The organism is Sulfidibacter corallicola, from assembly GCF_017498545.1.
GTDB lineage: Bacteria > Acidobacteriota > Holophagae > Acanthopleuribacterales > Acanthopleuribacteraceae > Sulfidibacter > Sulfidibacter corallicola.
Map to the genome: position 1 here is coordinate 6,414,121 of NZ_CP071793.1, position 19,301 is coordinate 6,433,421.

Consider the following 19,301-nt stretch of genomic DNA (forward strand, 5'->3'; position numbering starts at 1 on the left):
CAGGCGCTAATTCTGGCTCATGTCGCCCTTTTTGTAGTCGCTGGGGATGTCGAAGATGTCGTCCGGGAAATCGTGTCGCCGCTCCATGACGGTGATGGTGCTGGTCGTGACGATTTCCATGCCCTCCTGCTCGATTTCGGAAGTCAGTTGAATGGGCACGCCGCCCAACTCGCGCATGATCAGGCCGAGGATGCTGCGCACATCCGGCGGCGGGTTGATGCCGGCGCCCGCGTACCATACGCGAAGAAAGGTCCGCGGGCTCACGTGGACCGGATAGACGGAAGCCCAGATTCTGGTGGTGATGCCGTATTGGGATGGATAATTCAGTTTGAATTCGCGGCAATAGAAGGGGCCGATCTTCTTGCGACCGCCGGTTTCCTCCAGGAAGGAGCCGCGTTTCACCAGTTGACCGTTGTGAAGGGCGGCCAGTCCGAACAACGGTCGTTGGGTGACGCGTTTGTCCTGACCGGGTGTGGCGAACACGTATTCCTTGCGTTGATGGTTCAACATGAACATCGAGTTGATGTCCTGGGCGTAGATCAGGCTGGTTTTGTCCTGGGGATTGTCCACGCGCATCCTGCGGGCGCCGATCCAGATGTCCCGATGGCTGACCTCGATGATGCCGTCCGGCAGTTGCAGCTCCACCTCCTCGCGCAGGTAGAAGATCGACTTACCATCCAGTTGCTGGGCGAAGAGGGCCGTGAGAAGCAGGTGCGATAGTATCTTGGTCGTCGCCATCGCCAACATCAACGGACCTCGATCGCCAGCTTGCGGGTTAAGAGCTCGCCCTCCGAGAGTTCCATCTCGAAGTGCAGATCGTACGGGCCGGGGGCCAAGTTGGAGCTTTCGAGAATCGGGTGGATCAGGACCGTGCCTTGTGGGGTCACGGTGACTTCCTCGGGAAACAATTGCCACTGTTGGATGGTTTTGTCCTGGCGAACGGCGCGAAAGACGATCGAGTCGACTTCCGGTTGGGTGATGGCGCCGGATAGTTCGAGCACTGGGTAAATGCGATCGCCGCGTGCGAGATGCGGGGCGATGTTCAGCGTGAAAGGTTGGTCGCGAATGGTGAAGTTCGCATTTTTGGGATCCACGTTGGGATCCATCAGTACGAAGTCCACTACCTGTTTGGATTGATCGTTGAGCCGCGCCAATTCCACCGGGATTTCGTGATAGGAGGTTTCCTGGCCGTTGACGTCGAACAACTGCATGCGCACCGAATACCGGTCACTGGGAAGGATGACCGCGAACGCTTCGCTGAAGACGGCGCCCTCGCGTTCCAGGAGTTCCTTTCTGGGGACCAGGACTTCCTTTTTGATGCGGTTGGTCAAAACGACCTGGCCGTCGGGGGACACGATCGCGTAGTCGAGGATGAACGGCGCCTCGTACTGGCTCGATTGGAACCGGAAATCGAGGCTTTTGAGCGGGAATCCGATGCGGCCCATGAACAGGCCCTGATTCTGACCGCGCTTGAAGAAGCTGGTCGTCACCCGCAGGTTCGCGGCATTGCCCGCCTCGGGGGAGAATCGTGATTCCTGCCCGCTTTTGCCGGATGTGGTCATCGAAGGCACCATCAAGTCGGTTTGATTGAGCTTGTCGACGGGTGTGGCGCCGCTACCAGAAGTCGTCGGCGGGGCCACCGGTGGGGTCGGATCGGGAGTGGGCACTTCGGCCCGGGCCATCGAGGACGGTGTGGCGGCGGGTTCGGGAGCCGTTACCGGCACGGGGGCGCTGGATACCGGGGCCGATTGGGTCGGGTTCACGCGGGCCACCGTTGCCGGTTTGGGTCCGGTGTGGGGAACCCCGTCCGCGCGTTCGGCCGAGGAGGGCATGGTCGGTCTGTCGGTACTGACGGAAAAGATTTCCTCTTCGACGGTCGGGACCGGCGCCATTTCCAGGTCGGGGTGCATGATGAATTTGTGCTTCAGGGTGCGCAGCCATTGACCGGTAAAGGGATCGGTGACCGAGACATAATCACCCCAGGAGTTGATCGGCAGAAATTGGACCCGTAACCGTTTGGGTCGGAATTCGAACGGAGGGTCCTCGTAAATCCACAGTTCGGGACGGTAATTGAGCAGGCGGGTCTGGGTTCGAAAACCCACCAGGCCGAAATCCAGGCGATATTCGATCTTGGTCGGTTTGCCGAGGAGCAGCAAGACGTGGCTGCGCGGCGTCATGGGGCGTGAGACGTTTTTCCGTTCGAAGTGAGCCATGGCGAAGTCATAACGGGCCAGGTAGTTCTCGCGAAAAGGATTGCGGTTGTCGCTCAGGTCTGGATCGCGTTTCGCCCAGAACAGCTCGATGAATTGCTTGCGCTGGTGGTGGGTGGTGAGCCGTTTGCGAAAGGTTTTTCGCTCGGCGGTGGTGATGATCAAGTCGACCTTGTTGAGCCATGCACGTTCTTCGTCATTCAGCTTGGTACGTTTTCCGCCGTAAAGGGAAGGGCTTAGAACCAGCAAGGCGATCCAAATCCATTTAGTACGGGGCATCGAATCCTCCTGGATGCTGGGCGGGGTCAAAAGAATTCCGTCATTTCGTGGGTTGAGATGGACGCGGGGGAGAGGTCGGGTCGGCAATGGGCCGTCCAAATCGGAACCAAAGGTGGCCGTGTGGGCGAAAAGGAAGGTAGGTAACCTCGTTTTTGATCATTGTAACAGCACCTGGCCTAGGTGCCTTCCCGAATCCCTGCGATCCGGGATACCGGATCGGGACCCTCCGTTCTCGGAAACGCGATCGGTCCCTGTTTAACAAAACGGTCGGTTGGAGGCGCGCTCCCATGGTCCCGTCATTTTGCGAGATAGAGCCCGCGCCGAATACGAGAGGTTTTCTGTACATGGAGCGCGCGAACCGATATGCTTAGTTTCGGTCACCAACTACGGAGTCGGCTCGGGGTTGCCGCGTGGAATGGCAGCTCGGTTTTTCGCCGACGGCGCGGCCGCTCGATCTCGGACCCAGGGTTCGCAAGACGGGTGGATGCGGTGATGTCGCCTTACGGAGTCACCGGGCTCGGAGGGTGTGATGGCGCAGTGGGAGCGATGACGTCGCTCCGGTCATCTGGACCTCGGCTTCTTCCGGCTCACGGTAGGGGGCGTCGCGCGGCCGACAAACGCTCGAAATGGGTCCTGGCGCGCCGATCCGGTTGAATCTTTGCCGACTCGAACTTAGCTGCATGGGCGGGGTTCCGTGCCTCGATGGAGGCCGGCGCGCTGTGGGGGGCGAGTCTCCTGGAAGTTCCCGCCATGCCGAGTCAGGTCGCTCGTGCACCTGACGACTGACGCGAAATCACAAAAAAGGAATCATTGATGACGATTTTGGCCAAAGAATCGGAACGGGGGGTTCAATCCGTGCCTATCGAACAACTCATTGATCGAATGGAACGTTGGGAAAACTACAGCATTGCGGAATTGGGACCCTATCTCAAGAGTCTCGAAATCGACGAGGCCTGGATCGATGCGCACATGCCCGACCCCATGCCCACCGATGCCTACCATCGAAACCTCATCTATCAGGGACGGCGATTCGAGGTCGTCTTGGCCACCTGGCCGATTGGCGGCGGCACCCTGGTCCACGATCACGGCAGCTTGAGCAGTCTGGGCTCCGTTCGCGTGTTGCGTGGCGATATCTTCAATCAGGTGTATCGCCTGGTCGATCGCGATACCGTCAAACCCGTTCACCGCGAGGTGTTCCATACCAACGACATCGTCCCGGTGGATCACGGTCTGATTCACGCGATGGGGAACGCGTGCCAGTCCGTGATCGCCATGAGCCTGCACGTCTACTTCCCGTGGATCATCGACGTATCCTACTGGGATCCCGAAACCAACAAGCGCATTCCCACCAGGCTCTGATCGGCCGGGGCCACGTGTCGTTTCCGGAACCGGAAGCGATCGCGAACGTCTACCGGCCATCAGGCCCCGTGTGGGCAAGCCCGATTCGGGTCCGTCTCGATGGAGCCGGCTCGTTTCGGGCTTCCCGCTCGATCGTTCATGCATTCGGGGGATTTCATGGGTGAGTCACCAAAGCGCGATGAGGCGCGAATCGAAAGGGCGCGTTCCTTTTTCGAGACCCACCGCGCCTGGCTGATCGATCGCATCGACACATATATAAAAGTAGAAACACCGACATCCGCGTTCGACCGACTCGACGAACTGGCGGCCATCGTGGAAGAGGACCTGATCGCGCTAGGGGCGAAGGTCGTGCGCGAGGACCATCGTCCGCGCCCGGTCGTCGCCCGCTTCGAGAACGGGCCGTCGACCCGACCCCCCGAATTGTTGTTGGTGTATCACCACGATACAGTCTGGCCGGTGGGCAGTTTCGAGCGCACCGGCGTCGAAGGGAATCGCTGGTACGGTCCGGGCATTTTCGATATGAAGGCCAACCTTCCCATCGGACTGCTCTGCCTGAGGTATTTCCGGAGCCACGCTCCTGAGTCGATGTCCCGCCTCGGCTTGATTTCCTCGCCCGACGAAGAGACCATGGGACCGGTCTCGCGAACCATTCTCCCCCGCCACGCACGGGGTGCGCGCTGGGCACTGGTCTTCGAACCCCATATGCCCGACGGGGGGTTCAAGAATCGGCGCAAGGGAGTGGGTCGGATACAATTGAAATTTCGCGGTTTGGCGACTCATGCCGGCAACCACTACGCCGCGGGCAAGAGCGCCCTGCGGGCTGCATCCCATTTTCTCCTGGCCGCCGAGGCGCAGACCGACCTGGTCGCGGGTCGCACCGTCAACGTGGGCCTGCTTTCCGGAGGCAGCGCGGTCAACACCAGGCCCGGCGAAGCGGACATGAGTGTCGACGTCCGCGTGACGACGGCCGACCAGTGGGATGCGTTCCTGGCGTTCGTCGCCGCCTATCGCGACCCCGACGGGGTGGAGATCGATATGGATGTGGCACCCCTGTTGCCGCCGCTGGAGGCCGAGCACGAGGGGTGGTCCGCGCTCGAGCGACTGTGCGCGCAATTGGGTCAGCCCTATACCCGCGGTATGGCGGGTGGCGGCTCGGACGGCTCGCATCTGGCCCAGTTGGGTATCAAGGTGCTGGACGGTCTGGGCGTCGCCGGTGCGGGCGAGCACGCGACCCACGAACACATTCTCGTGGACGGGCTGTTCGATGCCTTCGTGCGCAGCCTGGGTTTGATCGAGGAATTGTTGGCCCTGCCCAGGTGATCGAAAACGGGCCGAGCCTCCGTCCCGCAAGGGGTGGCGTGGCGTGAACGGGGCGGGTTCCCACGCCGTTTCGCGATGGTCCGTTGGCGCTCCGTTGGAACCAAAATCGATCGGACCTTTTCGGTTGACACTCCCTTGGGCCGATGGTAGTATCTTCAGGTTTTTGCGCCATGGGCCGCAGAAACTTTTTGTTGAACATTGAGGAGTCTTTCAGTGCCAACTATAAATCAGTTAATACGCAAAGGTCGTGAGCAGCAATTGGTGAAAACCAAGTCGCCCGCTCTGCAGGCCTGCCCCCAACGTCGCGGGGTTTGCACCAGGGTTTACACCACCACGCCGAAGAAGCCCAACTCCGCTCTGCGGAAAGTGGCGCGTGTTCGTTTGACCAACGGCATCGAAGTGACCAGCTACATCCCCGGTATCGGGCATAACCTGCAGGAACACTCCATTGTCTTGATTCGCGGTGGTCGTGTGAAGGATTTGCCGGGTGTGCGTTATCACATCGTGCGCGGTACCCTGGACTCGGTCGGCGTCGCCGATCGCAGTAACGGTCGCTCCAAGTACGGAACCAAGCGGCCTAAAGTCAAGAAGTAATTCAGGTTTAGGAGAGGCGCATGCCAAGAAGACGCAGCATTCCGCCGCGCGAGATTTTGCCGGATCCGGTTTACAACTCACCCCTTCTGGCAAAATTTGTCAATTGTTTGATGTTGGACGGCAAGAAGTCGACCGCACAGAAGATCACCTATGGTGCTTTTGATGTCATTCAAAAGAAGTCCGGCGAAGATCCTTTGAAAGTCTTCAAAAAGGGACTGGACAACATCCGTCCCATGCTCGAGGTCAAATCGCGTCGGGTTGGCGGTGCTACCTACCAAGTACCGGTGGAAGTCAGCCCCCGTCGTCAAACCTCTCTCGCTATTCGTTGGCTGATTGAGTATGCAACCAAGCGTGGTGAAAAGACCATGCGCGACAAACTCGCTGCCGAAATCCTCGATGCCGCCAATGGTCGCGGCAGTGCCGTCAAAAAGAAAGAAGACACCCACCGCATGGCCGATGCCAACAAGGCATTCGCTCACTACCGTTGGTAATTTCTCGCTTTTTCAAGCGGCTTTGACAATTGATTCTTAGGGTGTAAAGCGCCCGGCAAAACAACGACGAAAAAAGCAAATGTCCTGGAATCGCTAGGGTTCGGCATTTGAAATTTTCCCTCCAAAACAGCCGAGTGTTCTTTTGGGGACTTGTGGAGCAAGCGCGTGAGTCGAGAACTGTCTCTCGAAAAATATAGAAACATCGGTATCATGGCGCACATCGACGCCGGAAAGACCACCACCACCGAGCGGATCCTGTACTACACGGGTGTCAGCCACAAGATTGGTGAGGTCCACTACGGCACCGCGACCATGGACTGGATGGAAGACGAGCAAGAGCGCGGTATCACCATTACCAGCGCCGCCACCACATGTTCCTGGAAAGAGCACCGCATCAACATTATCGATACGCCCGGCCACGTTGATTTTACGGCCGAAGTAGAGCGTTCCTTGCGGGTTCTGGACGGAGCCATCGCGATCTTCGACGCGGTATCCGGCGTCGAGGCACAGTCGGAAACGGTTTGGCGTCAGGCCGACAAGTACCGCGTGCCGCGCATCGCCTACGTCAACAAGATGGACCGCGCCGGTGCGGATTTCGAGCGCGTGATGGCCATGATGGTCGAACGTCTCGGTGCCAAGCCCGTCGCGATTCAGTTGCCCGTGGGCATCGAAGAGCAGTTCACCGGGGTCATCGACCTGGTCGAAGACCAGATGGTGATCTGGGATGGCGACGACAAGGACGCGAAATTCGAAGTCACGCCGATTTCGGATGAATACCGCGAGGCGGCCGCCGAAGCTCGCGAGCACATGATGGAAACCCTGGCCGAATTGGACGAATCGCTTCTCGAGGACTACCTGGAGAACGGCGAATTGACCAAGGACCAGATCTACGCGGGTCTGCGCAAGATCACGCTGGAGCTCAAGGGTTGCCCGGTTCTGTGTGGCTCCTCTTTCAAAAACAAGGGTGTCCAGAGTCTCTTGGATGCCGTGGCACACTATCTGCCCTCTCCGGCGGATATCGGCACGGTGACCGGGCACAATTTGGACTACAGCGAGAGCGTCGTGCGCAAGGTCGCGGACGACGAACCCTTTTCGGCGCTGGTCTTCAAGATCGCCAGCAACCAATACGGCGATCTGGCCTACATTCGCGTTTATTCGGGTACCCTCAAATCAAACGAAAAAGTATACAACGTGGCCAAGGAACGAAGTGAACGCATCGGACACTTCTTCCAAATGCACGCCAACAAACAGACCGAAGTCAAAGAGGTACGGGCGGGCGACATCGTCGCCGTTACCGGCTTTAAAAATGTGGTGACAGGTGATACGATCTGTGACCCTGCGGCGCCGTTGCTGCTCGAGCGCATGGATTTCCCCAATCCGGTGATCCACGTGGCGATCGAGCCCAAGACCAAGGCCGATCAAGACAAGCTGAAACAAACGCTCGACCGTCTGGCACTCGAGGATCCCACCTTCCGGGTTCGCATCGACGAGGAGTCCGGTCAGACCATCATCTCCGGCATGGGTGAGCTTCACCTCGAGATTCTGGTCAAACGGATGATTCGCGATTTCAACGTTCAGGCGAACGTTGGCAAACCCCAGGTAGCCTATCGTGAAACCGTCAGTCAACAGGCGGTGGTCGGAGAGACCTACGAACGGCAACAGGGTGGCAAACGCGTCTTTGCCCGAGTCAAGCTGGAAGTCGGCCCCCGTGAGCGGGGCGCCGGGTTTGCCTTCGAGAACCAAGTGGCTCCGGCTACCTTGCCCAAGGTGTTCGCGGACGCAGTCGAAGAAGGAGTTCGCCAGGCCATGCGCTCGGGCGTGCTCGCCGGCTTCGAAATGCTCGATGTCCGCGTCAAGCTGCAGGGCGGTTCCTATGACGAGGTGGATTCCACCGATGTGGCCTTCAAGATCGCCGCATCGATCGCCTTCAAGCGAGGCGCACGGGAAGCCCGCTCCGTCATTCTCGAACCCGTCATGAAGGTGGAAGTCGCCACACCCGAAGAATACATGGGCGCGGTTGTGGGTGATCTCAATACCCGCAACGGCAGAATCCTCAACATGGAATCGCGCGGCGAACTGCAAGTCGTACGTGCCCATGTGTCATTGGCAAAGATGTTCGGTTACTCAACCGCCTTGAGATCCGTTTCTCAGGGCAGAGCCACGTTCTCCATGGAGTTTGCGCAGTACGCGGAAGCACCCAAGGCCATTCAGGAGAAATACGCTCCCCAACAGGGCGTATTTGGCGATGGAATCAGGAGTATGGGATGATCAACGAAACCATTCGAATTCGATTGAAGGCATACGATCACAAAATTCTGGATCAGTCGACGCGTCAAATCGTCGACACGGCCAAGCGCACCGGTGCGGTCATTGCCGGCCCCGTGCCGCTGCCCACCAGAACTCGCAAGTTCACGGTGCTGCGATCGCCTCACGTCGATAAAAAATCTCGCGAGCAATTCGAAGAGCGCCGCCACAAACGGTTAATCGACATTCTCGAACCGACCTCGCAAACAGTTGAAGCGCTTATGAAGCTCGACCTGCCTGCCGGGGTAGATGTGGAAATCAAAACCTACGCGAAAACCAAGTGACCGTGTGGCGTTTTAGCGTAAGTTGAGGAGTGAGAGGATGATCAAAGGAATACTTGGCAAAAAACTGGGCATGACCCAGGTTTATGACGACACCGGCAGAGTGGTTCCCGTTACCGTTCTCGAGGTGGGTCCTTGTGTAGTTACCCAGGTGAAGACGGTTGAGAAAGACGGTTATACCGCAGCTCAAATCGGCCTGGTCGAAAAGAAGCCGCCGAAGAAGCTGTCCAAGCCCGAAACCGGTCACTTGAAGAAAAACGGCGTCGCCCCGCTGCGTCACCTCAAAGAGTTCCCGCTCGAGGACGAAGGTGGCGTCAATGTCGGCGATCAAGTCCTGGTGAACAACTTCACCGTCGACGAGAAGATTCACGTCACCGCGACTTCTCAAGGTAAGGGTTTTCAGGGCGTCATCAAGCGCCACGGTTTTGGTGGCGGTCGCAAGACGCACGGTTCGCACTTCCACCGTGCGCCGGGTTCCATCGGTCAGTGTGCGACCCCCAGTCGTGTTTTCCCCGGTAAGAAACTGCCGGGCCACATGGGTTCGCGCAAGGTGACCGTGAAAAACCTCAAAGTGGTGCAAATTATCGAAGATCAGAACCTGATGCTCGTCAAGGGTGCAGTTCCCGGCGCCAAGGGCGGCCTGGTCGCGATCCGCAAAGGTTAAGGAGTAAGGGAAATGCCAAAAGCACAAGTTTTTTCATTGAAAAACGAACAAGTCGGCGAGCTCGATCTCGTGGACGAGGTGTTTGCCGCTCCGTTGAATCGCCACCTGATTTGGGAAGCGGTCAACCACTACCTGGCCAAGGGTCGTGCCGGTACGGCAAAAACCAAGGTTCGTTCCGAAGTCGCGGGTTCCGGCCGCAAGCTCTGGAAACAGAAAGGCACCGGTCGCGCACGGGTCGGTGAGATCCGCACCCCGAAATGGCGCGGCGGCGGTACCGTTCACGGTCCGCGTCCCCGCAGCTACGACTACGCCTTCCCCAAGAAGAAGCGTCGCGGCGCCCTCGCCAGCGCTCTTTCCGACAAGTTGGCCAACGGCGGCATGAAGATCGTCGACGACTGGTCGCTGGAAAGCCACAAGACCAAGAGTCTGGTGGGCGTGATCAAAGGCTTGGGTCAAGACGGCAAGGTATTGGTCGTGGACACCCAGGGCAATGACAATCTGGAGCGCGCCTCCAACAACCTGCCGACGGTCAAGCATTTGACTTCTTTGGCGCTGAACATCCACGACCTGTTGAAATACGACAGCCTGGTGATCTCCAAAGAGGCGGTTTTGCAGCTCCAGGAGGTATTGAAGAAATGAACGATCGTTTGACGAAAATCCTCTTGGCTCCTCACCTGTCCGAGAAGAGCCTGGCCGAAAAGGCGAGCGACAACGTGTACGTGTTTCGCGTCCGCCCCGATGCCAACAAGATCGAAATCAAAGCTGCTGTCGAGAAGCACTTTGAAGTGGTCGTGACCGACGTCAAGACTTCCAACGTCAAGGCCAAGAAACGCCGCATCGGCCGCCACATGGGCAAGACCGCGGCATGGAAGAAGGCTTACGTCACCGTGCAGCCCGGCTCCGGTGAAATCGAGTACTTCGAAGGCACCTAAGCAATCGAACAGGAGTTGTTCCAATGGCTATGAAATCATTTAAACCGACCTCTCCGGGTGTCCGCTCGCTTAAGTTGCCCATTCACGAGGGCCTGGCCAAGACCGGTCCGAAGAAGTCGTTGACCGAAGGCCTCAGCAAGAAGGGCGGCCGTGACAACAAAGGTCGCATTCGCATCCGCTTCCGTGGCGGTGGCCACAAGCGCAGATACCGCGTGATCGATTTCAAGCGCACCAAAGACGGCGTTCCCGCGACAGTCGTTCAGGTCGAGTACGATCCGAACCGCAGCAGCCACATCGCCTTGTTGAAGTACGCCGACGGCGAGTTCCGCTACATCCTCGCGCCCGTGGGCCTGAAGGCCGGCGACACCGTCATGTCCGGTGCCGACGCCGACATCATCCCCGGCAACTGTCTGCCTCTGCGCAACATCCCGGTTGGTACCCTGATCCACAACATCGAGCTGAAAATCGGCAAGGGTGGCCAGATGGCCCGCAGCGCCGGTGCCTACGCTCAGTTGCTGGGTAAGGAAAACGAGTACGCCACCCTGCGTCTCCCTTCGGGCGAAGTTCGCCTGGTTCACCTCGACTGCCGTGCTTCCGTCGGTCAGGTGGGCAATATGGAAAACGAGATCAAAAAACTCGGTAAAGCGGGCCGCAAGCGTTGGATGGGCAAGAAGCCCCACAACCGCGGCGTCACCATGAACCCGGTCGACCACCCCATGGGTGGTGGTGAAGGTCGTTCTTCCGGTGGCCGTCATCCTTGTACGCCTTGGGGTAAACCGACCAAAGGTTGGCGCACCCGTCGCAAGAAAGCCAGCGACAAGATGATCGTCCGCAGACGCAAAACCAAATAATTGAGATCGCCATAAGGAGCGCGAAATGCCGAGATCACTGAAAAAAGGGCCCTTCGTGGATCATCACCTGTTGGCCAAAGTCATCGCCCATCAGGAGCGCAGCGACAACAAGGTCATCAAGACCTGGTCGCGTCGATCCACCATCCTGCCCGAAATGGTGGGCATGACCTTCGCCGTTCACAACGGCCAGAAATTCATCCCCGTGTACGTCCAGGAAAACATGGTCGGCCACAAGTTGGGTGAGTTCTCGCCCACCCGCACCTGGCGCGGTCACGCCGGCCAGAAAAACCAAAAAGGTTCCAGAAGATAATAGGGGGATCCCGTGATTGCCAAGGCCAAAGCAAAATACATTCGCGGATCCGCCCGCAAGGCGCGTCTGGTCATCGACCAGATCCGCGGTGAAAAAGTCGACCGAGCTCTGGAGATTCTCCGGTTCTCTCCCAAACGTGCCGCGCGGCACATCGAAGAGTGCCTGAAGTCCGCCATCGCCAATGCCGAGCAGAAAGACGGCATGATCGATGTGGACGAGCTCTACGTGTCCAAAGCCGTCGTCGACGAAGGACCCACGATGAAGCGCATTCGCCCGCGTGCCATGGGCCGCGCGTTCCGCATCAACAAGCGGTTCAACCACATCAGTATTGAATTGTCCCAAGCTGGGAAATAACGGAGGTAGTTGTGGGTCAGAAGGTTCATCCGACCGGGTTTCGTCTGGTCGTCAACAAGAACTGGTCCTCTAAATGGATTGCGAATCAGGAATACGCGGATTACCTGCACCTGGATCTCAATCTTCGCAAAGTATTGAAAGATCGCCTGCGTAACGCGGCCGTATCGCGCATCGACATCGAGCGCGCCGCCAACAAGCTGAAGCTCAACATCCTGACCGCCCGTCCCGGCATCATCATCGGGAAGAAGGGCTCCGAAGTGGAAAAGCTGAAGAGCTGGATTTCGCAACGGACCAACCAGGACGTGACCATCAACATCAAAGAGGTCAAGAAACCCGAGCTGGAAGCGCAGTTGATCGCCGAATCCATCTGCAATCAGTTGGAACGCCGTATTTCCTTCCGCCGTGCGATGAAGAAAGCCGAAGAAAATGCGTTGAGATTTGGTGCGAAAGGCATTAAAATCAAGGTTTCGGGCCGACTGAATGGTGCCGAAATCGCCCGTTCCGAAGAATACCTTTCCGGTCAGATGCCTCTGCAGACGTTGCGCGCCAACGTAGATTACGGCTTTGCGGAAGCTTTAACCACCTACGGCATCATCGGTGTCAAAGTTTGGGTTAACAAGGGCTAGATCGATCCATCGTCGAGATGGCATGGCCTATGGGGCCCGTGCGCATTTTTTGCGTTCTTTGAAGGAGAAATACCGTCATGTTGATGCCCAATCGCACAAAATATCGCAAAGTGCAAAAGAAACTGAAATTTAAAATGGCCACGCGCGGCGCCGAATTGGCGTTCGGTGAGTACGGCTTGAAGGCGCTCGAGTCCGGTTGGCTGACCAGTCGTCAAATCGAAGCCGCCCGTATCGCGATGACCCGTCACGTCAAGCGTGGCGGTAAGATTTGGATCCGGATGTTCCCGGACAAGCCGATTACCACCAAGCCTGCGGAAACCCGCATGGGTAAAGGTAAAGGCTCCGTGGATCACTGGGTGACCGTGGTTCACGCCGGCAAGATTCTCTTCGAGATGGAAGGGGTCAGCCCCGAACTGGCTCGCGAGGCCTTTGAAATTGCGGCGCAGAAACTGCCGATCAAGTGCAAGTTCGTCATGCGCCACGGTGAGGAGTAAGCGGTCATGAAAGCTCAAGAGATTCGTGAAATGACGGACGACGCCATCGTCGCCGCCATTGCGGACCATGAAAAACAACTCATGCACCTGAAAATGGGCAACGCCATCGGTACGGTGGAAAGCCCCATTGAAATCCGTCAGAAGCGGCGCACCATCGCGCGGATGAAAACCATCCTCGATCAGCGCCAGACGCAAAACAGCTAGCAGGATATAGGTAAGCTTCATGGAAAATAACAGAGGTCAACGGGTTAAGAAAGTCGGCATCGTGGTGAGCGACAAGATGGATAAAACCATCGTTGTTCGTGTGGAGCAGAAGTACACTCACCCGCTGTACAAACGGACCGTGAAAAAGTCCAAAAAGTTCAAGGCCCACGACGAGGCAGGCACGGCCAAAACCGGCGACCGCGTCGAGATCATCGAGTCTCGCCCGCTGTCGAAGAGCAAGACCTGGCGCCTCGTCCGCGTGTTGGACAAATAAGCGATTTTGAGTAAGGGAACACTGCCATGATTCAAATGGGATCTATCCTCAATGTTGCTGACAACTCCGGGGCCAAGAAGATCATGTGTATCCGTCCCCACGGCGGGGACGTGGCCAAGGTAGCTCAGTTGGGCGACATCATCACGGCTTCCGTGAAGGAAGCCATTCCCGGCGGCACCATCAAGAAGAAGAAGGTGGTCAAAGCCGTCATCGTTCGTCAACAAAAAGAATTTCGGCGCAAGGACGGATCCTACATCCGCTTTGAAGAAAACGCCGCCGTGCTCGTCAAAGACGACGGCGAGCCCATCGGCTCCCGCGTTTTCGGCCCCGTGGCTCGCGAGCTGCGCGATCGGAAGTTCATGAAGATCGTTTCGCTTGCACCTGAAGTTCTGTAATACGGAACCGGAAGCGGTTCCGTCACGAAGCACTCGGACAAGGTGAGAAGGAAATGGCCGCAAAGATCAGAAAAGGCGACACCGTCATGATTGTCGCCGGCAAGGACCGGGGTGAGATCGGTAAGGTTCTTCAAGTGATTCCCGGCAAGGATCGGGTTCTCGTTGAAGGCCGCAACATGGTGAAGAAGCACCGTCGTGCCTCCCAAAACCAGGAAGGCGGCATCGTCGACCTGGAGGCACCGATTCACGTGTCGAACCTCATGTTGATCGATCCCTCCGACAGCAAACCCTGCCGGGTTGGTTTCGAGGTACGCGACGGCAAGAAGATTCGCGTATCCAAACGCACCAATACGGTACTCGACTAATGGAACCTACACCGGACCCGTTCCGGTGGGTTAACCTCTAAGAGGAAAAAATGGATCGCATAGAAAAGAGATATCGGGAAACTATTCGCCCCAAGTTGAAAGAAGAGTTGGACCTGAAGAACGTCATGCAGGTTCCCAAACTCGAGAAGATCGTGATCAATATGGGGGTAGGCGAAGCCATCGGCAATAACAAGGCGCTCGACGCCGCGGTGGAACAACTCACCGCACTGTCGGGTCAGCGTGCCGTGGTGACCCGGGCGAAAAAGTCCATCTCTAACTTCAAATTGAGAGAAGGGATGGCCATCGGCTGCCGTGTTACCTTACGCGGCGAAAAGATGTATCAGTTTTTTGATCGCCTGGTGAATATCGCATTGCCCCGGGTCCGTGACTTCCGCGGAGTATCCAACAAGGCATTCGATGGTCGTGGGAATTACACCCTCGGTTTGAAGGATCAGTTGATTTTTCCGGAAATCGATTACGGCTCCATCGATAAATCACGTGGCATGAACGTGTGTCTCGTCACCACCGCGGTGAACGACGAGCACGCGCGCACGCTTTTGACGGAATTGGGTTTCCCCTTCCGCAAGAACTAAGATCCACGGCGCCCCCCGCACCCTTCCGACATCCGGCGGGGGGTCGATGAATTTGAGCTCGTAGAGTTTTGAAGGAGCAGCGATCATGGTAACTGATCCAATAGCTGATTTGTTAACCCGGATTCGCAATGGTCACATGGCAAAGCACGACAAAGTGGACGTGCCCAATTCCAAGCTGAAGCAGGCTATTGTCAAAATCCTTAAAGAAGAGGGTTACATCAAAAATTTCAAGGTGGTGGAGACCAAGAAGAGTCACCCCATCATTCGCGTGTACCTGAAGTACAACGCCCAAGGCGAGCCGTTGATTCACGGCTTGAAGCGGGTTTCCAAGCCCGGTCGCCGCGTTTACTCCGGTAAGGACAGGTTGCCCAAGGTTCTCGACGGCCTGGGCATTTCCATCATCACCACCAGCAGAGGGATCATGACCGACGCCAAGGCCCGTCATATGGGCGTGGGCGGCGAGGTCCTCTGCAAGGTCTGGTAAGGGGGAACGCCATGTCACGTATCGGAAGAAAAGAAATCGTCATGCCCAAGAACGTCAAGGCCCGCATCGAAGGTAACGAAGTCTTCGTGGAAGGCCCCAAGGGCAAACTGAAGAGCCCGATTCCCTCCGGCATCACCGCCAACCTGGAAGACGGCAAGCTGAACTTCGACCGTCCCAACGACGAAGGCCCCACGCGCGCCGCGCACGGCCTGGCGCGCGCCCTGGCCAACAACTGCGTGGTCGGTGTCACTCAGGGCTTCAAGAAGCAGCTTCAAATCATCGGCGTCGGTTACCGCGTCAACGTCAAGGGTTCCACGGTGGAATTCCACCTGGGTTATTCGCACCCCATCGACTTCAAACTGCCCGACGGTATTTCCGCTCAAGCCGAACAGGACCGCAACACCAAGTCCATTATCCTCACCCTCGAGGGCATCGACAAGCAGCTCGTGGGACAGGTGGCCGCCAATATCCGTTCGTTGAGAAAGCCCGAGCCCTACAAGGGCAAAGGCGTTCGCTACCTCAACGAGCAGATTCTGCGCAAGGCCGGCAAGTCCGGTAAGTAAGGTAAGGAGCGCACTTCCATGAAGAAAAGCAAAAAAGACATGCGGGTTCGTTCCCACCGGAGAATTCGTCGCAAGATCTCCGGCACCCAAGAACAACCGAGACTGGCCGTTTTCCGCAGCCTTAAGCAGATCTACGTACAGGCCATCGACGACGTCACCGGTCACACCATTGCATCCGCCTCCACCCTGGAGAAGGAATTCAAGAGTGGCGGCAAGTACGGCGGCAACATCGACGCCGCCAAGTTCGTCGGCTCTTCCATCGCCAAGCGTCTGCTGGACAAGGGCATTTCCACCGTGGTCTTCGACCGCGGGGGGTTCCAGTACCATGGACGCGTGCAAGCCGTGGCGGAAGCCGCGCGCGAAGCCGGCCTGAAATTCTAACCGGGATGCAAAGGAGATCACCGTGAAAGCAAACAAGCCCACGCTCAATGAAATGAACCTGAAAGACTCCGTGGTCACCATCAAGCGCGTGACCAAGGTCGTCAAGGGCGGCAAGAACTTCTCCTTCTCGGCCATGGTCGTCGTCGGCGACGGCGAAGGTCAGGTCGGTTACGGCCAGGGCAAGGCTCTGGAAGTTCCCGCCGCCATCAAGAAAGCCGTGGCCGCCGCGAAGAACTCCATGATTCGCGTGCCCATCATCGATGGAACCATCCCTCACGAGGTGAAGGAACGCTACGGCGCCGGCAAGGTCCTGCTGAAACCGGCCAAGGAAGGTACCGGCGTTATCGCGGGTGGTGCCGTTCGTGCCGTGGTGGAAGCCGCCGGTATTCGCGACATCGTGACCAAGTCGCTCGGTTCGGACAACAAGATCAACATCGTCAAAGCGACCTTCAAATGTCTGGCGGAACTGCAGGATCCCACGGAATACGCCCGTGCCCGCGGCCGCGAGATCAATCAGGAGAAAGCATAATGAGCACCGTCAAAGTACGTCTGGTGAAAGGCCTTGCCGGCAAGCTGAAGACGCACCGCAAGGTTGTTCACTCGCTTGGCCTGAAGAAGGTCAACCAAGTCAAGGAACTCAAGGATTGTCCCGAGGTTCGCGGACAAATCAAGAAGATCGATTATCTTCTGGAAATCGTGGAATAAGAAGGATACGGCCATGAAGTTGAACGAGTTGAGACCCAACGACGGCGCAACCCGAAACAAAAAACGCGTTGGCCGTGGTCCTGGGTCCGGCAACGGCAAAACCGCGGGACGCGGCCACAAAGGTCAAAAATCCCGCAGTGGTTACAGCCGTAAGCGCGGTTTCGAGGGCGGCCAGATGCCCTTGCAGCGTCGCCTGCCCAAGCGCGGTTTCAAGAACCCATTCCGCAAGGAATTCGTGGTTTTGAACCTGTCCCTGTTCGAAACCCGCGACGTAACTGAAGTCACCTTGGAAGACTACCGCAAATTGGGGCTTATCAAAAATCTCCGTGATGGTGTTAAGATTCTTGGCGACGGCGACCTAAGTCGTGCCATCACCTTTCACGCGCACAAGTTTTCCAAATCCGCCCAGGAAAAGATCGAGAAAGCCGGCGGCAAATGCGTCGTCATCGAGGATTGATCCTCGACGAACACCTTCGGTAAAGAGTTAACACATGGAAAAGGTAATCGAAAACATCAAGAACATTTTCGAGATCCCGGATTTACGCAACAGGATCTTTTTCACCTTCGGCATCCTGGCCCTCTATCGGCTGGGCTGCCAGGTCCTGGTGCCCGGTGTAGACAGTAATGAAATTGCCAATCTGTTCAACGTGAGCGGCAGCGGCATGCTGGACATGGCCAATACCTTCAGTGGGGGCGCCCTCGGCAACGCTGCCGTCTTCGCGCTCGGCATCATGCCCTACATCACCGCGTCGATCATCTTGCAGATTCTTCAGAAAACCGTGCCCTATCTCGAACGGCTTTCTAAAGAAGGGGAACAGGGACGCAATAAAATCAACCGCTACACCCGGTATCTGACGGTTGTCTTCGCGTTGTTGCACGCTTGGGGCATCACCACGATCCTCATCAGCATGGACAACAACAACAACCTGATCACCGTCGAAAATACGCTGTTTTTCCGGTTGATCGCGATGGTGACGCTGACTACGGGCGCCATTCTGATCATGTGGCTTGGTGAGAAGATTACCGAACGCGGTATCGGTAACGGCATCTCGCTGATCATCTTCGCGAGTATCGTCGTCACCGTGCCCGGCTCCGTGATCGACATCTGGAAACAAGTACAGAGCAACGTGATTCCCGCTTCCGTCATGGCGTTGGTCCTGGCGGTGATCGTGGGCACCATCTTCTTCGTGGTGTTCTTCGAGCTCGGCGTTCGCCGCATCACCATCCAGTACGCCAAACGCGTCGGGAACGAAGGCCAGACGGCCGGTGGCAGCAGCTACCTGCCGTTCAAGATCAACTCCGCCGGCGTCATCCCGGTGATCTTCTCGGCCTCCATCGTTCAGTTGCCTTCGATGTTGACCCAGATCCCCAGCATTCGCACCAATCCCGCGGTGATGGGCGTGTTGGATCACTTCCTCTACGGTCGTCCGTTCAGCAACGTCTTCTTCTTCGTGGCGACGATGTTCTTCACGTTCTTCTACGTGGAAATGCTGTTCAATCCGAAGGACACTGCCGAGAATCTCAAGAAACAAGGTGGGTTCATCCCCGGTATTCGTCCCGGTCAAGAGACCCAGGACTATATCGAACGCGTGTTGAACCGACTCACCTTCTGGGGAGGCCTGTACCTCTCGCTGGTGAGTATCATCCCCAGTCTGATCATGTCTGGTCTGCAGCTTCAGAGTCTGCCGGTTTGGTTGGGTGGCGAGTTGTTCCAAAATTTGCCCGCCATCCTCAACCAGGGTACTCAGGTCATGCTTGCATCCGCCCTCGGCGGAACCAGTCTGTTGATCATCATCAGTGTCGGCCTCGACTTCGTGAATCAGGTCGACAACCAGTTGGTGATGCGGAAGTACGACGGTTTTACTTCCGATGCGGGCAAATCGAAAGTGCGCACCAGAAGGTACGCGTAACGAGCTGAATTCGCGGTTGTAACGCCTGTGAGAAAGGTGTTAGGATTGTGAGTTGGCCTACGCCAGGGCTATGCCCTGGCTACTTTTCAGTGGAAGGGTTGTGTGAGTGGCTAAAGAAGATGCGATTGAAATGCAGGCGGTAGTGCTTGAGACCCTACCGAATGCGACGTTCAAAGTCGAGCTTGATAACCAACATCAGGTTTTGGCTCACATTTCCGGGAAAATGCGGAAGAATTTCATCAGGATCTTGCCAGGCGACAAAGTTCTTGTCGAGCTTTCACCCTACGATTTGACCCGTGGACGGATTGTCTACCGTTACAAATAAGTATTTCGCCATACCCTACTGCCAAAGTTGTAG

Annotated in this window: 29 protein-coding genes; 27 read left to right on the forward strand and 2 right to left on the reverse strand. The window is 57.1% G+C overall.

Features of this window, described 5'->3' with window-relative positions; all coding sequences use genetic code 11:
• Positions 1–6: 6 nt before the first annotated feature.
• Positions 7–747 (reverse strand): hypothetical protein, encoded by a 741-nt coding sequence (locus J3U87_RS19810; protein ID WP_237377511.1) that lies wholly within the window; start codon positions 745–747, stop codon positions 7–9.
• Positions 747–2,489: a GWxTD domain-containing protein gene (locus J3U87_RS19815; protein WP_237377512.1), complete on the reverse strand. Its 1,743-nt coding sequence runs from the start codon at positions 2,487–2,489 to the stop codon at positions 747–749. Before J3U87_RS19815 ends, J3U87_RS19810 begins: the two co-directional genes overlap by 1 nt.
• 813 nt (positions 2,490–3,302) lie before the next feature.
• Here J3U87_RS19815 and J3U87_RS19820 point away from each other — a divergent pair.
• The 27 genes from J3U87_RS19820 to infA all read left to right on the forward strand — a co-directional run bounded on the left by J3U87_RS19820 (position 3,303) and on the right by infA (position 19,268).
• Positions 3,303–3,848 carry a cysteine dioxygenase gene (locus tag J3U87_RS19820; protein ID WP_237377513.1) on the forward strand — a complete coding sequence of 182 codons (546 nt, stop codon included), beginning with the start codon at positions 3,303–3,305 and terminating at the stop codon, positions 3,846–3,848.
• A gap of 156 nt (positions 3,849–4,004) precedes the next feature.
• A complete protein-coding gene (locus tag J3U87_RS19825; protein ID WP_237377514.1) occupies positions 4,005–5,168 on the forward strand; it encodes a M20/M25/M40 family metallo-hydrolase in 1,164 nt (387 codons plus the stop codon).
• 213 nt (positions 5,169–5,381) lie between these two features.
• Positions 5,382–5,762, forward strand: coding sequence for a 30S ribosomal protein S12 (rpsL, locus tag J3U87_RS19830; RefSeq protein ID WP_237377515.1), 381 nt, complete (start codon positions 5,382–5,384; stop codon positions 5,760–5,762).
• A 20-nt stretch (positions 5,763–5,782) separates the two neighbouring features.
• On the forward strand, positions 5,783–6,253 hold the full coding sequence (gene rpsG, locus J3U87_RS19835; RefSeq protein WP_237377516.1) for a 30S ribosomal protein S7: 471 nt from the start codon (positions 5,783–5,785) through the stop codon (positions 6,251–6,253).
• 165 nt (positions 6,254–6,418) lie between these two features.
• Positions 6,419–8,521 (forward strand): elongation factor G, encoded by a 2,103-nt coding sequence (fusA, locus tag J3U87_RS19840; protein ID WP_237377517.1) that lies wholly within the window; start codon positions 6,419–6,421, stop codon positions 8,519–8,521.
• Positions 8,518–8,841: a 30S ribosomal protein S10 gene (gene rpsJ / locus J3U87_RS19845; RefSeq protein WP_237377518.1), complete on the forward strand. Its 324-nt coding sequence runs from the start codon at positions 8,518–8,520 to the stop codon at positions 8,839–8,841. Before fusA ends, rpsJ begins: the two co-directional genes overlap by 4 nt.
• Before the next feature lie 37 nt (positions 8,842–8,878).
• Positions 8,879–9,502, forward strand: coding sequence for a 50S ribosomal protein L3 (gene rplC, locus J3U87_RS19850; RefSeq protein ID WP_237377519.1), 624 nt, complete (start codon positions 8,879–8,881; stop codon positions 9,500–9,502).
• Positions 9,503–9,514: 12 nt separating this feature from the next.
• Positions 9,515–10,141, forward strand: a complete 627-nt coding sequence (gene rplD / locus J3U87_RS19855; RefSeq protein ID WP_237377520.1) for a 50S ribosomal protein L4 — start codon at positions 9,515–9,517, stop codon at positions 10,139–10,141.
• Positions 10,138–10,434, forward strand: a complete 297-nt coding sequence (rplW, locus tag J3U87_RS19860) for a 50S ribosomal protein L23 (protein WP_237377521.1) — start codon at positions 10,138–10,140, stop codon at positions 10,432–10,434. The genes rplD and rplW overlap by 4 nt, the downstream gene beginning before the upstream one ends.
• Positions 10,435–10,457: 23 nt before the next feature.
• A complete protein-coding gene (gene rplB, locus J3U87_RS19865; protein WP_237377522.1) occupies positions 10,458–11,285 on the forward strand; it encodes a 50S ribosomal protein L2 in 828 nt (275 codons plus the stop codon).
• 25 nt (positions 11,286–11,310) lie between these two features.
• Positions 11,311–11,595, forward strand: coding sequence for a 30S ribosomal protein S19 (rpsS, locus tag J3U87_RS19870; RefSeq protein ID WP_237377523.1), 285 nt, complete (start codon positions 11,311–11,313; stop codon positions 11,593–11,595).
• Positions 11,596–11,607: 12 nt separating this feature from the next.
• Positions 11,608–11,949 carry a 50S ribosomal protein L22 gene (rplV, locus tag J3U87_RS19875; protein WP_237377524.1) on the forward strand — a complete coding sequence of 114 codons (342 nt, stop codon included), beginning with the start codon at positions 11,608–11,610 and terminating at the stop codon, positions 11,947–11,949.
• An 11-nt stretch (positions 11,950–11,960) separates the two neighbouring features.
• On the forward strand, positions 11,961–12,575 hold the full coding sequence (gene rpsC, locus J3U87_RS19880; RefSeq protein ID WP_237377525.1) for a 30S ribosomal protein S3: 615 nt from the start codon (positions 11,961–11,963) through the stop codon (positions 12,573–12,575).
• A 77-nt stretch (positions 12,576–12,652) separates the two neighbouring features.
• On the forward strand, positions 12,653–13,069 hold the full coding sequence (gene rplP / locus J3U87_RS19885) for a 50S ribosomal protein L16 (RefSeq protein ID WP_237377526.1): 417 nt from the start codon (positions 12,653–12,655) through the stop codon (positions 13,067–13,069).
• 6 nt (positions 13,070–13,075) lie between these two features.
• On the forward strand, positions 13,076–13,273 hold the full coding sequence (gene rpmC, locus J3U87_RS19890; RefSeq protein ID WP_237377527.1) for a 50S ribosomal protein L29: 198 nt from the start codon (positions 13,076–13,078) through the stop codon (positions 13,271–13,273).
• A 19-nt stretch (positions 13,274–13,292) separates the two neighbouring features.
• Positions 13,293–13,547: a 30S ribosomal protein S17 gene (gene rpsQ, locus J3U87_RS19895; protein WP_237377528.1), complete on the forward strand. Its 255-nt coding sequence runs from the start codon at positions 13,293–13,295 to the stop codon at positions 13,545–13,547.
• 26 nt (positions 13,548–13,573) lie between these two features.
• A complete protein-coding gene (gene rplN / locus J3U87_RS19900; RefSeq protein ID WP_237377529.1) occupies positions 13,574–13,942 on the forward strand; it encodes a 50S ribosomal protein L14 in 369 nt (122 codons plus the stop codon).
• A gap of 53 nt (positions 13,943–13,995) precedes the next feature.
• Complete coding sequence (gene rplX, locus J3U87_RS19905) at positions 13,996–14,307, forward strand: 50S ribosomal protein L24 (protein WP_237377530.1); 312 nt, start codon at positions 13,996–13,998, stop codon at positions 14,305–14,307.
• Positions 14,308–14,357: 50 nt separating this feature from the next.
• Positions 14,358–14,900: a 50S ribosomal protein L5 gene (gene rplE / locus J3U87_RS19910; protein ID WP_237377531.1), complete on the forward strand. Its 543-nt coding sequence runs from the start codon at positions 14,358–14,360 to the stop codon at positions 14,898–14,900.
• A gap of 82 nt (positions 14,901–14,982) precedes the next feature.
• Positions 14,983–15,384: a 30S ribosomal protein S8 gene (gene rpsH, locus J3U87_RS19915; RefSeq protein ID WP_237384517.1), complete on the forward strand. Its 402-nt coding sequence runs from the start codon at positions 14,983–14,985 to the stop codon at positions 15,382–15,384.
• An 11-nt stretch (positions 15,385–15,395) separates the two neighbouring features.
• Positions 15,396–15,947, forward strand: coding sequence for a 50S ribosomal protein L6 (rplF, locus tag J3U87_RS19920; RefSeq protein ID WP_237377532.1), 552 nt, complete (start codon positions 15,396–15,398; stop codon positions 15,945–15,947).
• An 18-nt stretch (positions 15,948–15,965) separates the two neighbouring features.
• Positions 15,966–16,328, forward strand: a complete 363-nt coding sequence (rplR, locus tag J3U87_RS19925) for a 50S ribosomal protein L18 (protein ID WP_237377533.1) — start codon at positions 15,966–15,968, stop codon at positions 16,326–16,328.
• 52 nt (positions 16,329–16,380) lie between these two features.
• Positions 16,381–16,857 carry a 30S ribosomal protein S5 gene (gene rpsE, locus J3U87_RS19930; protein WP_237384518.1) on the forward strand — a complete coding sequence of 159 codons (477 nt, stop codon included), beginning with the start codon at positions 16,381–16,383 and terminating at the stop codon, positions 16,855–16,857.
• Positions 16,857–17,033 (forward strand): 50S ribosomal protein L30, encoded by a 177-nt coding sequence (gene rpmD, locus J3U87_RS19935; RefSeq protein WP_237377534.1) that lies wholly within the window; start codon positions 16,857–16,859, stop codon positions 17,031–17,033. Before rpsE ends, rpmD begins: the two co-directional genes overlap by 1 nt.
• A gap of 13 nt (positions 17,034–17,046) precedes the next feature.
• Entirely contained in the window at positions 17,047–17,490 is a 444-nt protein-coding gene (gene rplO / locus J3U87_RS19940) for a 50S ribosomal protein L15 (RefSeq protein WP_237377535.1), read from the forward strand.
• A 34-nt stretch (positions 17,491–17,524) separates the two neighbouring features.
• Positions 17,525–18,943, forward strand: a complete 1,419-nt coding sequence (gene secY, locus J3U87_RS19945; protein WP_237377536.1) for a preprotein translocase subunit SecY — start codon at positions 17,525–17,527, stop codon at positions 18,941–18,943.
• Between the two features lie 106 nt (positions 18,944–19,049).
• Complete coding sequence (gene infA, locus J3U87_RS19950; protein ID WP_237377537.1) at positions 19,050–19,268, forward strand: translation initiation factor IF-1; 219 nt, start codon at positions 19,050–19,052, stop codon at positions 19,266–19,268.
• Positions 19,269–19,301 lie beyond the last annotated feature (33 nt).

Bases quoted from the DNA above. Each gene is read 5' to 3' on its own strand.
- J3U87_RS19810 (WP_237377511.1), bottom strand. From the start codon at position 747: ATGTTGGCGATGGCGACGACCAAGATACTATCGCACCTGCTTCTCACG.
- J3U87_RS19815 (WP_237377512.1), bottom strand. From the start codon at position 2,489: ATGCCCCGTACTAAATGGATTTGGATCGCCTTGCTGGTTCTAAGCCCT.
- J3U87_RS19820 (WP_237377513.1), top strand. From the start codon at position 3,303: ATGACGATTTTGGCCAAAGAATCGGAACGGGGGGTTCAATCCGTGCCT.
- J3U87_RS19825 (WP_237377514.1), top strand. From the start codon at position 4,005: ATGGGTGAGTCACCAAAGCGCGATGAGGCGCGAATCGAAAGGGCGCGT.
- rpsG (WP_237377516.1), top strand. From the start codon at position 5,783: ATGCCAAGAAGACGCAGCATTCCGCCGCGCGAGATTTTGCCGGATCCG.
- rpsJ (WP_237377518.1), top strand. From the start codon at position 8,518: ATGATCAACGAAACCATTCGAATTCGATTGAAGGCATACGATCACAAA.
- rplC (WP_237377519.1), top strand. From the start codon at position 8,879: ATGATCAAAGGAATACTTGGCAAAAAACTGGGCATGACCCAGGTTTAT.
- rplD (WP_237377520.1), top strand. From the start codon at position 9,515: ATGCCAAAAGCACAAGTTTTTTCATTGAAAAACGAACAAGTCGGCGAG.
- rplW (WP_237377521.1), top strand. From the start codon at position 10,138: ATGAACGATCGTTTGACGAAAATCCTCTTGGCTCCTCACCTGTCCGAG.
- rplB (WP_237377522.1), top strand. From the start codon at position 10,458: ATGGCTATGAAATCATTTAAACCGACCTCTCCGGGTGTCCGCTCGCTT.
- rpsS (WP_237377523.1), top strand. From the start codon at position 11,311: ATGCCGAGATCACTGAAAAAAGGGCCCTTCGTGGATCATCACCTGTTG.
- rplP (WP_237377526.1), top strand. From the start codon at position 12,653: ATGTTGATGCCCAATCGCACAAAATATCGCAAAGTGCAAAAGAAACTG.
- rpmC (WP_237377527.1), top strand. From the start codon at position 13,076: ATGAAAGCTCAAGAGATTCGTGAAATGACGGACGACGCCATCGTCGCC.
- rpsQ (WP_237377528.1), top strand. From the start codon at position 13,293: ATGGAAAATAACAGAGGTCAACGGGTTAAGAAAGTCGGCATCGTGGTG.
- rplN (WP_237377529.1), top strand. From the start codon at position 13,574: ATGATTCAAATGGGATCTATCCTCAATGTTGCTGACAACTCCGGGGCC.
- rplX (WP_237377530.1), top strand. From the start codon at position 13,996: ATGGCCGCAAAGATCAGAAAAGGCGACACCGTCATGATTGTCGCCGGC.
- rplE (WP_237377531.1), top strand. From the start codon at position 14,358: ATGGATCGCATAGAAAAGAGATATCGGGAAACTATTCGCCCCAAGTTG.
- rplF (WP_237377532.1), top strand. From the start codon at position 15,396: ATGTCACGTATCGGAAGAAAAGAAATCGTCATGCCCAAGAACGTCAAG.
- rplR (WP_237377533.1), top strand. From the start codon at position 15,966: ATGAAGAAAAGCAAAAAAGACATGCGGGTTCGTTCCCACCGGAGAATT.
- rpsE (WP_237384518.1), top strand. From the start codon at position 16,381: ATGAACCTGAAAGACTCCGTGGTCACCATCAAGCGCGTGACCAAGGTC.
- rpmD (WP_237377534.1), top strand. From the start codon at position 16,857: ATGAGCACCGTCAAAGTACGTCTGGTGAAAGGCCTTGCCGGCAAGCTG.
- rplO (WP_237377535.1), top strand. From the start codon at position 17,047: ATGAAGTTGAACGAGTTGAGACCCAACGACGGCGCAACCCGAAACAAA.
- secY (WP_237377536.1), top strand. From the start codon at position 17,525: ATGGAAAAGGTAATCGAAAACATCAAGAACATTTTCGAGATCCCGGAT.